The organism is Aerococcus sp. UBA6277 (assembly GCF_002440555.1).
GTDB lineage: Bacteria > Bacillota > Bacilli > Lactobacillales > Aerococcaceae > Aerococcus.
In genome coordinates, this window is the sequence record NZ_DJUR01000010.1 from 1 (window position 1) to 13,736 (window position 13,736).

Here is a 13,736-nt window from a genome sequence, read left to right on the forward strand (position 1 = left end):
TCAGTTTTCGGGTAGAGATTCATATTACAACATCACTTTCTTTTTTATTTCAACCTTCGATTTAATTCTATGATTAAATCCTATTTTACACATTTATGTTTATTATACGAAAAAAAATGATTGGGTATAAAAAAGGGGACGTGTGATTAAATAGACCGTTTTTATCTACTTATGTAACAAAATATGACATTTCACGTAATGTTTCCTTTCCTTTTTTGCAAATTTCAAGGTATACTTGTAACCATCTTGTGAAAGCATTAAAAACATATGAAGAAAGAAGTGAGGGAAAGACATGATGAAGCATAAAAAGCTATCATTTTCCGTATTTATTGTAAGTTTACTTACGCTATTATTTTCAATCGTACCTGGTAAAGTTGAGGCAACTGAAACAGGTAATGATGAAACTTATATTATTGCAACCGATACAACTTTTGCACCTTTTGAATTCGTAGATGATTCAGGGGATTTTGTGGGTATTGATGTAGATATCTTAGAAGCAATCGCTAAAGACCAAGGATTTGAATATGAATTACGTTCATTAGGTTTCGACGCAGCGGTTCAAGCTGTTGAAACTGGTCAAGCAGATGCAGTAATCGCTGGTATGTCGATTACAGATGAACGTCAACAAACCTTTGATTTCTCTGATCCTTACTATGAAGCAGGTACAGCCTTTGCAGTCCTAGATGACTCTGAATACCAATCTCTAGAAGATTTAGAAGGGCAATCTGTTGCTGTTAAAACAGGTACGCAAGGGGCAACAATTGCAGCCGATTTAGCGGACCAATACGGTTTTACAGTGAATACTTTCGATGACTCGCCAAACATGTATCAAGATGTGATTTCTGGTAACTCAGCGGCAGCGGTAGAAGATTATCCAGTAATGGGTTACGCGATTGAATCAGGTGGTTTAAACTTACGATTCATTGGTGACAATTTTGAAGAAGCGCCATATGGTTTCGCCGTATTAGGTGGTCAAAATGCTGAATTACTTGAAATGTTCAACGCTGGGCTTGAAAACATTAAGGCATCAGGCGAATATGATGAAATTTTAGCCGAATATGGTGCCGGCCAAGAAGATACGTCTTCTTCAACAGAAACACCTGCAGCTGGTTCAGGTGAAACCTACACAATTGCAACCGATACAACCTTTGCACCATTTGAGTTTGTAGACGAGAATGGTGACTTTACTGGTATCGATGTTGAATTATTGGATGCCATTGCAGCTAACCAAGGTTTCAACTATGAGTTGAAATCATTAGGATTTGATGCGGCGGTTCAAGCTGTAGAGACTCAGCAAGCAGATGCGGTAATCGCTGGTATGTCGATTACAGAAGAACGTCAGCAAACTTTTGATTTTTCAGAACCATATTTTGATTCAGGGACAACATTCGCTGTTTTAGCGAATTCAGATATTGAATCATATGAAGACTTAGAAGGGCAAAATGTTGCCGTTAAAACTGGTACTCAAGGGGCAACAATTGCTCAATCAATGGCCGACGAATACGGTTTTACCGTAACGACATTTGATGACTCTTCTAACATGTACCAAGATGTCATTTCTGGTAACTCAGCGGCAGCGGTAGAAGATTATCCAGTAATGGCTTATGCGATTAACTCTGGTGGTTTAAACCTTAAAATTATTGGTGACCAATTAGAACCTGTATCTTATGGGTTTGCTGTTTTAGCAGGTGAAAATCAAGAATTACTTGAAATGTTCAATGACGGACTAGCGGCTATTCAAGAATCTGGCGAGTACGACGAAATCGTTGGTAAATACTTAGGTGATTCTGAAGAGGGCGAGACAAGCGCTTCTAACGGGTTCCTAACGCAATTAGCTAACAACTTCCCTGCCTTATTGTCAGGTTTAGGCACAACTGTTTATTTAGCTATCGTATCATTAGTAATTGCGACAATCTTAGGTATTTTCTTAGGATTGATGCGTACAAGTGGTAACGTTGTGCTATCAGGGATTGCGACAGTATATATTGACATCATGCGTGGTTTACCATTGATTGTAATGTCATTCTTCATCTACTTCGGTATTCCGCAAATGTTTAACATTACCATTTCAAGTAACTTGGCGGGTATTTTAACCCTTTCACTAAATGCGGCAGCATACATGGGTGAAATCGTTCGTGGTGGTATCCAAGCTATCGATACAGGTCAAACTGAAGCAGCCCGAAGTCTAGGTTTAACAAACGGTCAAACAATGCGTCACATCATCTTGCCTCAGGCAGTAAAAGTGATGGTACCGTCATTCATTAACCAGTTCGTTATTACCTTGAAAGATACGTCAATCCTATCCGTAATTGGTATCGTAGAATTGACGCAAACAGGTCGTATCATCATCGCCCGTACTTACCAATCAGGTAGCATGTGGTTGATTGTTGGTTTGATGTACATCATCATTATTACGATTCTAACGAAACTTTCAAACTATATTGAGAAACGATATGTAGGTTCAAGAACTACACGCTAATAAACAAACGTTAATCATAAGAAAAATCCAGGCCCCTTAAACCGGGTAGCCTGGATTTTTTTATTTCTTTGAATATCGATTTAAGCTAGCAGAAACTAGGCTTCTTGAACGATGTTGTGTGGTTTACCGTCGATAAATGCTTGCGTGTTGTCAAAAGCAATTTGCGCTCTTAATTCCATAGCTTCGTCAGATAAGAAACCAACATGCGGTGTCAAAATAGCATTCTTAGCCGATAACAATGGGTAGTCAAGAGGCAATGGCGGTTCGCCGTCAAAGACGTCAATTCCAGCCCCGGCTATTTTGCCATCATTCAATAAGTCAGCTAAGGCTGCATTATCGATAATTGGCCCGCGGGCAACGTTAATGATCACAGCAGATTCTTTCATCAAGCTTAATTTTTCTCTGTTTAACAAGTGTTTTGTTTCATCATTTAAAGGCAAATGAACTGATACAATATCTGCACTTTGCAATAATTCATCCAGTTCAACTAATTCCACGCCTAAGTCTTTGGCTTCCTGCTTTTCAGACCGGTTGTATCCGATTAATTTAGCGCCGAAAGCTTTGAATAATTTGGCCGTTTCAAGTCCAATATGACCAGTACCGACAATACCAACCGTTTTTCCTTTGATTTCACGACCTTGGAAGGGGCCAGGGAAGTTGGCATTACGGATGTCGTCGGTACCCTTTGTGATGGCGCGGAATAGGTCTAAAGTCAAACCTAAAGCCAATTCAGCAACCGCTGTTGTTGCATAACCAGATGCATTGGCGATGGCGATTCCTTTATCCTTACTTGCTTTGCTGTCAACATGGTCGAAACCAGTGAAGGCGACGTTGATAAATTTTGTGTTTTCTAAACGCTCGATTACTTCAGCCGGGTATGGATTGTTAGCAATCATCACAATATCTGCATCCTTAGACCGTTCATAAAGTTCGTTTGGATCAGTTGTTTTGTCAGGGTAGTAGGTAAATTCATGACCAGCGTCAATCAGCGGTTGGGCCAATTCGTTAATGCGGGCTTCTGGTACGCGCAATGGTTCTAGTAAAGCAATCTTCATGGAATCTTCCTTTCAACATTTAATTATACAATCGATTCATACTTTCACTATAAGGCATAAAACCTTTTAATTCAAACAGTTGACACCCGGAAATAGTATGAGAAAATTTAGAAAAAAGGATAGGTGTGTGACATGATTTTACTGGGATTGGAAATTACATTTACATTTGCTAGCGATTCGCTGAAAGACAAACGCCGAATCCTACAAAGTATGATGAAAAAAGTATCCGCAAAATACGGTGTTTCAGTTGCAGAAACAGGAGACCAAGACGTCATCAACCAGGCTATTCTTGGCATTGGTATTGTGTCAAATTCATATATCTTTGCAGAAAAGATGCTCAATCAAGCTGTTGACTTTTGTGAAGCCAATTACCCAATTGAAGTCATCCAACTAGACTGGTATGAATAGCTTTCTAGAAGTGTTCTTGAATAATCTTGTCTAGGGCTTGAATAAAATGCTGACGATCTTCTGCAGTAACGGGTTTAGGCCCCTTCGTCCGTATCTTTGCCTTCCGCATCTGTTGACTTTCATACCGCTGGCGGAGCAGTTGGTCGATATTCATGTCAGTATAAATCATGCCAGAGTGGTGGATGACCGTCGCTTTTGCCAGAGCTAATGACGCTAGACCGTAATCTTGGGTGACCACAATATCCCCGGTACTAATCATGGATAGTATTTTAAAATCGGCCGAGTCAGCACCTCTTTCCACATAGACAGTTTCCACATGGTCAGCGACTGGCTTTTTTGAAAAATGGTCAATCGAAGTTACTAAAACGACTGGTAAATCATATTTTTTCGCCAATTGAATAGTTTCTTGTTTAGTGGGACTACCATCACCGTCGATAAAAATTTTCATCAAAACATCCTTTCTATCATTAACTAATGGAAAAATAAAACGTATAATATAATGTATACAAAATAATGCGTAATTAAGGTGTAAAATCACCAGTGAATAAGGAAGTGGCAGTATGGCTTACAATAGAAAATCTGGTCAACTACGACCGCATATGGGCAAGTCAATCATCGGTTTTCCAAAAGACTATGTCATGATTGATATCGAAACAACCGGCTTAAAGCCAAGTAACGACGAAATTTTAGAGTTGTCGGCTATTCGCATTCGCGACCACCAGATGGACCGAACTTTTTCAACCTTGGTGCAACCAAACCGGCCAATTTCAGGATTTATCACCAATTTAACCGGCATTACCAACAATATGGTCAAGACCGCACCGCGAATTGACCAAGCCATGCCCGAATTCTTAGATTTTATCCAAGAAGATATCATTTTAGGCTACAACGTGAATTTTGACCTGGGCTTTATTTATGATACCGCAGTAAACCTTTATAATTTCCCTGTGAAAAATGACTATTTGGATGTGCTAACCATCGCCCGTAAATTAGTAACAGGGACCCCCAACCATAAATTGGGGACTATGGCCCAACTCTACGGCATTTCTTATGAGGGCGCTCACAGGGGGTTAACAGACTGCTATATCACTATTGAAGTCTACAACCAACTCTTTAACCAATCCAAGCAGGTTTATCAAAGTGAACAAGACTTCAAAAATGCTTTCTACCGCCGTAGCTATCCAAAACAAATAAAAGTGGAGGACTTAAAGGCAGAAACAACTGATTTTAATCCTATGCACCCCTTATTTAATAAGACGATCGTTTTTTCAGGGGACTTAGACAAGATGTCCCGTGAAGAAGCTATGCAATCTAGTCTGAATAAGGGGGCTATTTTAGGTAAATCAGTGACCCTTAAGACAGATTACCTTATTGTCTCACAATCTGATTTAAATAAGCAGAAGAAAACAAGTAAATTTAAAAAAGCTGAAGAATACGCTAATCGCGGTGAAAAAATTAAAATTATTTCGGAAAAAATCTTCAAACAACTCTTGGAAATGGAGTAGGGCTAAGGGAATGAGGATGCAAAAAGAGCTGTGACATCATCACAGCTCTAGTATTGCAAGCTTAGCCTTTAGGTCCATGACGTTGAATAATAGCATCGTATTTTTCAACCAGTTCATGACCTCGTTCAGTTGTTTGGTAAGCAATCATTGGCATTTGTGGCGCTAAATCTTCTTCACTGATTTGATCTTGCACATATTTCACCAATTCATCCTTCTTCATAGAAGAATAGCCCGATAAGCCAGCCTTTTTAAGGATTTTTTTTAAAGTCCCGGCATTCACCAAGTATAAAGTTTCCTTGGCTGACATCTGGTAAGCTAGACCCTCTTCAATAAAACGATCCAAGTCATCTAAGGCATGAATGCCGTAAATGTACTCAAAATAGCGAGGGATAGCTGATTCAGTTGAAAATGTTCCTAGGTCAAGACGCCATAATAATATAATGTGACCAGGTAATAGCCCTTCCTTCGTCCGTTCCATATTTCGTTTAGGGACTAGGTGTTCTTTTTGAACATCCAGTTTATCCATGAAGGTATCGAAATCACGGTCTGGATTGATATAAGGCATTTCAGGGTAGTCTTTATAAAGTTTTTTAATCGTATCTAAGTTTGCCATAAAATCTCCTTTTGTCTTGGTTGTCTTTAATCTTAGTATAATTTGTGGCGGAAGTTTGCACAAGAGGATTGAAGAAAGTGCTAATCGGTATTGTAATCAATTAAATTAAAGCAGAAATAAGAAAGCGCATGGAGGTTGTAAATGGAAGTAGCACCTATAGGTTGGATAGAAACGGCTTTTGTTGAAAAATTCGGTATTCCTAGACAAAGTATGGTTGTACCTGAAGTAAAGGGTATGATTCAATTTTATCCACCTTACAATCAAATTGAATATTTTAAAGGGATTGAACCCTTTGATTACCTGTGGTTAGTCTGGCATTTTTCAGCACAAAAAGGCCGGGTTAATAAAGCAACTGTCAGGCCACCTCGTTTAGGTGGAAATGAACGGGTGGGTGTCTTTGCTTCTAGATCGCCGTATCGTCCAAATCCCATTGGTCTGTCTTCAGTGAAATTAGAAAAAGTCCATATAGATAGGGATGGAAAAGTGTCTTTAGAGGTGTCTGGCATTGATTTGATGAACAAGACGCCTATCTTAGATATCAAACCCTATATCAGAACAGATATGCATGAGGAAGCTAAGGCGGGTTTTACAGATGATGTAGCCTGGCAACCGTTAACAGTTGATATGCCTGAAACGGTGACTGCTGGGTTACCAGGACACCTACTTAGCCAATTGCAAGCCGTTTTAGCTGAAGACCCGAGACCTAGAACCCAAGACAATCCTGATAAAATTTACGGCATGCGTTTTGATGCTTATGATGTACATTTTATAGTCAGAAGTGGTATTTTAAGGGTAGTAAAAATCACTGAACAGGCAGAATCATAGGAGGTTGACCATGAAATTTATACAATATTTCCAGGCAAATTCAAATGACATTCAAGTCGGTATCCAGAGTGAACTGGGCATTATCAATATTGCAGAAGCAAGTGAAACGTTAGGTGTTCAAGTCCCAAACCAGATGAAGGCCATTATTGAAGGGGATTACAATAACCGAATTCAACAAATTTTAGACTACTATACCCACCATGCTCATGAAGTGACTTTTGTGGATTCGGATACTATTGTCTATGCACCGGTTATCCATAATCCTGAGAAAATTATCTGTGTCGGCCTAAATTATCATGACCATGTCAGTGAATCGAAAATCTCTGATGATCCGGATGAACCCGTGATATTCTCAAAATTTAATAATGCCTTAGCTAGCCATAATCAAGTCATCCCGTTGAATAAACACGGTGAACAATTCGATTACGAGGGTGAATTAGTGGTCGTAATTGGCAAAACTGCAAAAAATATTTCTCAAGTTGACGCCCTAGATGCCGTGTTTGGCTATTCAATCGCCAATGATGTATCCGTTCGTGACCTGCAATTTAAGTCTGGTCAATGGTTACTGGGTAAGACCAATGATTTTTCAGCACCTGTGGGCCCCAATTTAACAACCAAAAATGAAGTGGATATCAACAATTTAGCCATTAAAACTTACCGTAATGGTGCGGAAGTTCAATCAGCGAATACCAAACAAATGATTTTCAAAGTAGCTGAGATTGTGTCTTATATCTCTGAATACATGACCTTACAAGCAGGAGATATCATCCTAACAGGTACACCTTCAGGGGTAGTGCTTGGTTATCCAGAAGATCAACAAGTCTGGCTTAAAACAGGCGATGAAATCACGGTTGAAATTGAAGGTTTAGGTCGGTTAACCAACACATTTGAATTAGAAAAGTAAAAAATAGACTGAAGAATGCAAGAGAACTAGGTGTCGATATGGCATTTTAAAACTCCTTTTTATACAATGTTTGGTGATATCGCTTTATTGACGATGACATTTAAAGTATAATTAAAATATAAAAAAGTAAAGGAGTTGGATATTATGGTGTGGATTATTGTCATTGCTATAATCGTTGTATTAGTTGTGTGGGGGATCGGTGCATACAATAAATTCGTTGGTTCCAAAGAAATGGTCTCAAATGCCATGGCACAAATTGCGGCGCAAGTAGAGTCTCGTTGGGATGCTTTAACCAATTTAATTTCAGCAACCAAACAATATCAAACACATGAACACGATACCTTAACGAAAATCGTTGAATCACGCTCAAATGTATCACGTAACTCGTCTGTAAGTGATGTGGAAAAAGATGATGCAGCCTTCAACCGTGCTTTACGATCAATTGATGTTGTGGTGGAACAATATCCGAATTTAAAAGCATCTGACGTTTACCAATCAACAATGAATTCAGTAAACACTTATGAAAATAATGTACGTCAGTCACGTATGGTCTTTAATGACACAGTTACTAAATACAATCGTTTAATTAAAACTTTCCCCAATTCTGTTATTGCTGGGTTTACAGGATTTACACCGGAAGAATACTTCGAAAATTCAGTAGAAAAAGCGGAGATGCCACAATGGTAAAAACACATCAAAAAGCTATTGAGATAATCATAGCCTTTGGTGCGTTGGTTTTATTTTGGGTAGCACCTCAATCAGTATTGGCGAATGAGATTAATGCGATCGATGTAGATGTGACTTTACAGTCGGATGGCTCTGCCTTAATTCGTGAGACTTGGGACATGAATACTGATGAGGGAACTGAGATTTATAAAGGTTTGAATCTTCAAGACGTTCAGAAGATCTCTAACTTTACAGTTTCAATGGATGGACAGCCTATGGAAGAGCAGTCATCATGGGATATTGATGATAGTTTTGACCAAAAAGCAGGTACCTATGGGCAAAACACGAATGAACTGAATTGGGGGATTACTGAATACGGACAACATACCTACGAATTGTCATATGAGATTTCAAATTTTGTTACACAAACATCAACGGATCAAATGGTCTATTGGCAGTTTATTAATTCAGACCTATCACCATCTCCGGAAGCTGTGTCTGTAGAAATTTCCTCAGATGTACAAAAAATGAATTATGATGATAACCGTATTTGGGGATTTGGATTCAACGGTAATATTGATATCACAAGCGATGGTGTCGTTGAGACGGCATCTACAGAGCCATTAGGATCAAACAACTATGTAACGATCCTATTGCGTATTCCGGATGGCACCTATCCAACTGACTTCGTCATTGAAGACAGAACCTTTGATTCATTTGTAGAGCAAGCATTTGAAGGGTCATCTTATAACTATGAAGACTATAATCCTGATGCCACTTATGAAGATATTCAAGAAATGGATGGGGCAAATGAAGCCGATACTTCAACCTCAACATCTACTAAAGTAATCCTTGGTTTATCAGCAGCTGCTGGTATTGGTGGACTTGGTGCGGGTATTTGGGGGATTTCTCGTTACGCCTCTAACCAACGGAAATACCGAGAGTATTATCCAACCATGAAAACTATGGAAAAACGTACGCAAGGAGAATATTACCGTGAAGCGCCAGCTGAAGATGTCTTCCAACTTTACGTGATTTTAGAGCAATTAATCGATAACAAGAGTGAATTGCGTCAAAACTATATGACGGCAGGTATTTTATACCTGGTGAAAAATGGTTATATCACAGTGCGTGAAGAAGAGATCGATGGCTTCCTAAGATCGAAAGATCAAGCCGTTATCTATATTCAATCTGACAAAGCACCAACCGGACCATCTGCAAGACTGTTTAAATTAATGCAACGCGTTGCTCAAAAAGACGGCCGTGTTGAACAAAAAGCTTTCTCAAAATATATCGAAAAGAATTATAAGAAAATTGAGGCTTATGAAGCAGCATTAGAATCTTATTCATCAGATTATTTGCAAGCAAATGGCTACACTTTTGTCGGCTTAACAGCTAAGTCTCGTCGGGAGAAAACTGATTTAGATATCGCCCACGAAGTGGCAGGTGTCGCTTATACAGATAAAGGGTTTGAGTTACGTGATAATATCGTGAAATTCAAAAACTATCTGTTAGACTTCTCATTGCTCAATGAGCGTCAAACCAATGAAGTTGCCTTATGGGATGAATTAATGATTTATGCGGGTGCCTTTGGTATTGCCGATGAAGTGGAAGAAGAATTCCGTAAGATTTATCCTGAATATGCTGAAATATCAACATACTCAGATGCACCATTCTTCTACTACGCATACTATGGTTCAATGATCAATAGTTCTTATTCAGACGGTCATAGCGCTGCAACAGCTTCTTCATCATCTGGTGGAGGGGGCGGTACCAGCTTTGGTGGTGGTGGCGGTTCCTTCGGTGGTGGCGGAGGCGGCGGTGTTCGTTAGTCGGTCATATATAAATGCAAACAATAATTGTATCAGCCAACTAGATTCGTTTTAGTTGGCTTTTTTATTTACAAATAATTTCAAACATTCATAACAGAATTTTCAATAATAAAACCTATTATCATTATTTATATGTAAATTTTTGGGTAAATTAGAAATGAATTTCTAATAATTAAGTAATGGATAAATTTCCAAGTTTTTTCTCTTGAAGGTTAATTTAGTTATTTCTGGCTGATCAATCGTGGTATATTGATTATAATGAGTTTTTATGTCAAGACAGGGCTTTTTAAAAATTTCAAGGAAATATTTTTAATTAGGCATATTATATAGATTATGGAATACAGGAGGATAGCATGATTGTAAATGTCTTAGCAAATATGGCAATTGTTTTTATGGATATTTATTTAGTTTGGCGCTGGCGATATAGTATTGAGGAAAGACGAAATCCCATCAACAACCGTAAACTCTTTATTAGTTTACAAACGGCAGCGGGTGTTTGCTTGATGATGTCATCCTTTCTCGTTGAAGGTCTTCGTTTTGACTTTAGGTCGGTACTATTCGCCTATACCATGGTGTATTTGGATAAGGAAATTGCCAATCCGACAATTGTGCTGGTTGCGATTAGTCGTTTTTTCTTTGGTGACTTAACCTTGTCCAGTTTATACCTCTTGACGGTCTTAGTCTATATTTTGCTGAGTTTAAGTGTCTTTGACCGTATTAAAGCCAAGTATTCAGAGTTCTTCCAACTATGGTTGTTAGCGATGATGGCTATTTTCATTACTGCGCCAATATCCATCATTCGATTAGAAGATCCCGCCCAAGTATTTTCATCTGTCCTATTGCTAGCTGTTTTGTCATCGGTATTCATATACGTTTCTTACCAGTTCACCAACGATCTAGACAAACTCTACCAAACCTCAGTGCATGACAGTTTAACGACCCTCTATAATGCCCGAAAATTAGAAGAAGACCTTGGGAAAATTTCAGAAAATAATCAATCCTATTCGCTATTAATTCTTGATATTGATAATTTCAAAAAGTTAAATGATACCTATGGTCATCTTGTGGGCGATAAGGCACTTCAAGAAATAGGGATCGTCTTGAATGATTTAAAAGCTGATTTATTCAATTATTACCGGTATGGTGGAGAAGAATTCGTGAGCTTAGTCTTTGACTGTACTGGACAAGAAACGCTGAATTTAGCTGAATCTATCCATGAAAGGGTTGCTGAATTGCCACTATTTAGTGAAGAAGGCGACCCCTTGAAGATTACGGTGTCAATTGGTGTGGCCCATAGAAAACCGCATGAAGACATGAAAATTACCTTATTACGGGCTGACCAAGCTTTGTATCAAGCGAAACACCGAGGGAAGAACCAGACCGTGAGCGTTATAGACCAGTTGAGTGTCGATTAATTGATTATTTTCAATTGGAACTTTCATATTTTTTAGCTTTTAACGATGATTCTCAGTCCAAAGATTGATACAATACGTATTATATAATAGTATATTGGACTGGTCTTATTGAACCGTCTAGTAAAAAATGAAATTGAAAGAGGAGAATAAATGAATAATAAAAAAGATGCCGTCTTTTCGGCAGATTGGTTTATCCGTGTTCTGAAGGGTGCAGCTGTTGGGATAGGAGGCATTCTACCAGGTCTTTCAGGTGGTGTACTAGCTGTCATTTTCGGCTTGTACGATCAAATTATTAACTTTTTAGCGAATATTACTGAAAACTTCTGGAAACATGTCCGATACTTTATCCCAGTTGGGATTGGTTTCTTATTAGGAATCTTGGTATTTTCAATTTTCGTTGAAAAAGCCTTTGGACTTTACGCAGCTATCTTTATTACCTTATTTATTGGTTTCGTAGTGGGGACTTTACCATCGCTATTTAAGTCTGCTGGAAAAGAAGGGCGCAGTGCATCTGACTTAGCTTTGCTTGCAGTGACCGCAGTCATCATCTTCTTGATCATGTTCTTTGGAGGTCAAGGGATTACACAAGTACAACCATCATTTATCGCTTGGGTATTATCAGGTGCTTTGATTGGTTTAGGGGTTATTGTGCCAGGGATGAGCCCATCAAACTTCCTAATTTACTTTGGTTTGTATGACAAAATGGCCGCAGGTATTGCAGCCCTTGACTTTTCAGTCATTATTCCATTAGGTTTAGGTGGTTTACTGTGTGTCATTGGTTTAGCTAAGGCTGCTGAATGGGCCTTTAAACATTACTACTCTAAAATGTACCACTTTATTTTAGGGACTGTAATTGGATCATCGATTGCATTATTCCCAACACAAGTATTCCCAGGTTTCTCAGCTGAAGGTTTAGCGAATTCTGGTTTATCATTCATGAGCACTTTGATTTGGAGTGTGATTGCCTTTGTATTAGGAACAATCTTCTCATTATGGTTCTCTAAAATTGAAGAAAAATATTCAAATGATTAAATCGTTTAAAAACAGGCACTTCCTTTTGTGGGGAGTGTCTGTTTCGTTTTACGGATAATCATTTATTTTGTATAATTAACATATATGAAAACCAATTGATAGGGAAGTGAGCGATTTAAATGAATAAACGGCAAGCAGTATTTGAACAGCAGATAAATAAGGTGTCGGCCTTATATCTAGATTATCAGAACAACCCGTTTTCCAATCAACTTGTCCATGATTTGCGGGTTTCGATTCGAGAATTACGTAGTCTACTCAACTTTATAAAAAAACGGTTGGATAAAGACCATTATAACAAGTTAAACCGGCAATTGGGTGCAGCAGCGCGCGTATTTGGGCCCCTTCGTGAATTGGATGTGCTCTATGATTATTGCGAAGCTTATGCAGTAGATTATCCTGAAACCAGCGAGGCTTATTACCAATTGTTTAACACATTCGTGAAAGACCGTCGGATAGAAATGAACCGGACTTTTAATAAGAGCAACAGCACCATTATTCAGCAAGCTATTGAGGATGCAAAAGAAATCTCAGAACTCAACTTATTTGAAGATAAGAAAGATTGGAAAAAGTATACCCTTAAGCGGCTGAAGAAGAAGTATAAAAAATTACGGCATGCCTTCAAGACAGTGGAAATTTCTGACTACGAAGCAGTCCACGAAATTAGAAAGCGTGCCAAGAAGGTGCGGTATGTAGCCACTTACTTCGATGAGACGGTTTCTAAAGATTTAAACCAATATAGAAAAGACGCCAAGGCCATTCAATCTGAATTCGGTGAAATTACAGATGCGCATGTCAATTATGAGTTACTGACAGAATACGCAGATAAAGTGCCGGATGAAAATGTGCGGGACCTATTAATTCAAATTCGCGATGATATCAAATTCGCGGAATAGATTTAAGCATAAGATAAATCACAAAAAGCAGTTGGATTTTCCAACTGCTTTTTGTGATTTTTTACTATTTGAAAGTATGTAGCGCCGTGCACTGTCATTCAGAAACCGG

At 38.6% G+C, this 13,736-nt stretch carries 13 protein-coding genes; 10 read left to right on the plus strand and 3 right to left on the minus strand.

Annotated features, from left to right (window positions below; all coding sequences use genetic code 11):
* Positions 1-295 precede the first annotated feature (295 nt).
* Positions 296-2,479 carry an amino acid ABC transporter substrate-binding protein/permease gene (locus B2V22_RS01930; protein WP_396159584.1) on the plus strand — a complete coding sequence of 728 codons (2,184 nt, stop codon included), beginning with the start codon at positions 296-298 and terminating at the stop codon, positions 2,477-2,479.
* Positions 2,480-2,574: 95 nt separating this feature from the next.
* Here B2V22_RS01930 and B2V22_RS01935 read toward each other — a convergent pair whose 3' ends face one another.
* Entirely contained in the window at positions 2,575-3,534 is a 960-nt protein-coding gene (locus tag B2V22_RS01935; protein ID WP_290490099.1) for a 2-hydroxyacid dehydrogenase, read from the minus strand.
* A gap of 132 nt (positions 3,535-3,666) precedes the next feature.
* Between B2V22_RS01935 and B2V22_RS01940 the strand changes: the two genes are divergently transcribed.
* Positions 3,667-3,942: a DUF503 domain-containing protein gene (locus tag B2V22_RS01940; protein WP_290490101.1), complete on the plus strand. Its 276-nt coding sequence runs from the start codon at positions 3,667-3,669 to the stop codon at positions 3,940-3,942.
* 4 nt (positions 3,943-3,946) lie between these two features.
* Here B2V22_RS01940 and B2V22_RS01945 read toward each other — a convergent pair whose 3' ends face one another.
* Positions 3,947-4,390 (minus strand): YaiI/YqxD family protein, encoded by a 444-nt coding sequence (locus tag B2V22_RS01945; protein WP_290490103.1) that lies wholly within the window; start codon positions 4,388-4,390, stop codon positions 3,947-3,949.
* 112 nt (positions 4,391-4,502) lie between these two features.
* Here B2V22_RS01945 and B2V22_RS01950 point away from each other — a divergent pair, with 112 nt between their 5' ends.
* The gene (locus tag B2V22_RS01950) at positions 4,503-5,447 is read left to right on the plus strand and encodes an exonuclease domain-containing protein (protein ID WP_290490104.1); all 945 of its coding nucleotides are present in this window, start codon (positions 4,503-4,505) and stop codon (positions 5,445-5,447) included.
* A gap of 61 nt (positions 5,448-5,508) precedes the next feature.
* Here the strand turns inward: B2V22_RS01950 and B2V22_RS01955 are convergent, their stop codons facing one another.
* Positions 5,509-6,060 (minus strand): hypothetical protein, encoded by a 552-nt coding sequence (locus B2V22_RS01955; protein WP_290490105.1) that lies wholly within the window; start codon positions 6,058-6,060, stop codon positions 5,509-5,511.
* A 141-nt stretch (positions 6,061-6,201) separates the two neighbouring features.
* Between B2V22_RS01955 and tsaA the strand changes: the two genes are divergently transcribed.
* The 7 genes from tsaA to B2V22_RS01990 all read left to right on the plus strand — a co-directional run bounded on the left by tsaA (position 6,202) and on the right by B2V22_RS01990 (position 13,627).
* Positions 6,202-6,885, plus strand: a complete 684-nt coding sequence (gene tsaA / locus B2V22_RS01960; RefSeq protein ID WP_290490106.1) for a tRNA (N6-threonylcarbamoyladenosine(37)-N6)-methyltransferase TrmO — start codon at positions 6,202-6,204, stop codon at positions 6,883-6,885.
* 10 nt (positions 6,886-6,895) lie between these two features.
* On the plus strand, positions 6,896-7,789 hold the full coding sequence (locus tag B2V22_RS01965) for a fumarylacetoacetate hydrolase family protein (protein ID WP_290490107.1): 894 nt from the start codon (positions 6,896-6,898) through the stop codon (positions 7,787-7,789).
* A 144-nt stretch (positions 7,790-7,933) separates the two neighbouring features.
* Complete coding sequence (locus B2V22_RS01970) at positions 7,934-8,476, plus strand: LemA family protein (protein WP_290490109.1); 543 nt, start codon at positions 7,934-7,936, stop codon at positions 8,474-8,476.
* On the plus strand, positions 8,470-10,287 hold the full coding sequence (locus B2V22_RS01975; RefSeq protein WP_290490111.1) for a DUF2207 family protein: 1,818 nt from the start codon (positions 8,470-8,472) through the stop codon (positions 10,285-10,287). The genes B2V22_RS01970 and B2V22_RS01975 overlap by 7 nt, the downstream gene beginning before the upstream one ends.
* 353 nt (positions 10,288-10,640) lie before the next feature.
* The gene (locus tag B2V22_RS01980) at positions 10,641-11,702 is read left to right on the plus strand and encodes a GGDEF domain-containing protein (RefSeq protein ID WP_290490112.1); all 1,062 of its coding nucleotides are present in this window, start codon (positions 10,641-10,643) and stop codon (positions 11,700-11,702) included.
* 150 nt (positions 11,703-11,852) lie between these two features.
* The gene (locus B2V22_RS01985) at positions 11,853-12,734 is read left to right on the plus strand and encodes a DUF368 domain-containing protein (RefSeq protein ID WP_290490113.1); all 882 of its coding nucleotides are present in this window, start codon (positions 11,853-11,855) and stop codon (positions 12,732-12,734) included.
* Positions 12,735-12,853: 119 nt separating this feature from the next.
* Positions 12,854-13,627 (plus strand): CHAD domain-containing protein, encoded by a 774-nt coding sequence (locus tag B2V22_RS01990; protein ID WP_290490115.1) that lies wholly within the window; start codon positions 12,854-12,856, stop codon positions 13,625-13,627.
* Positions 13,628-13,736 lie beyond the last annotated feature (109 nt).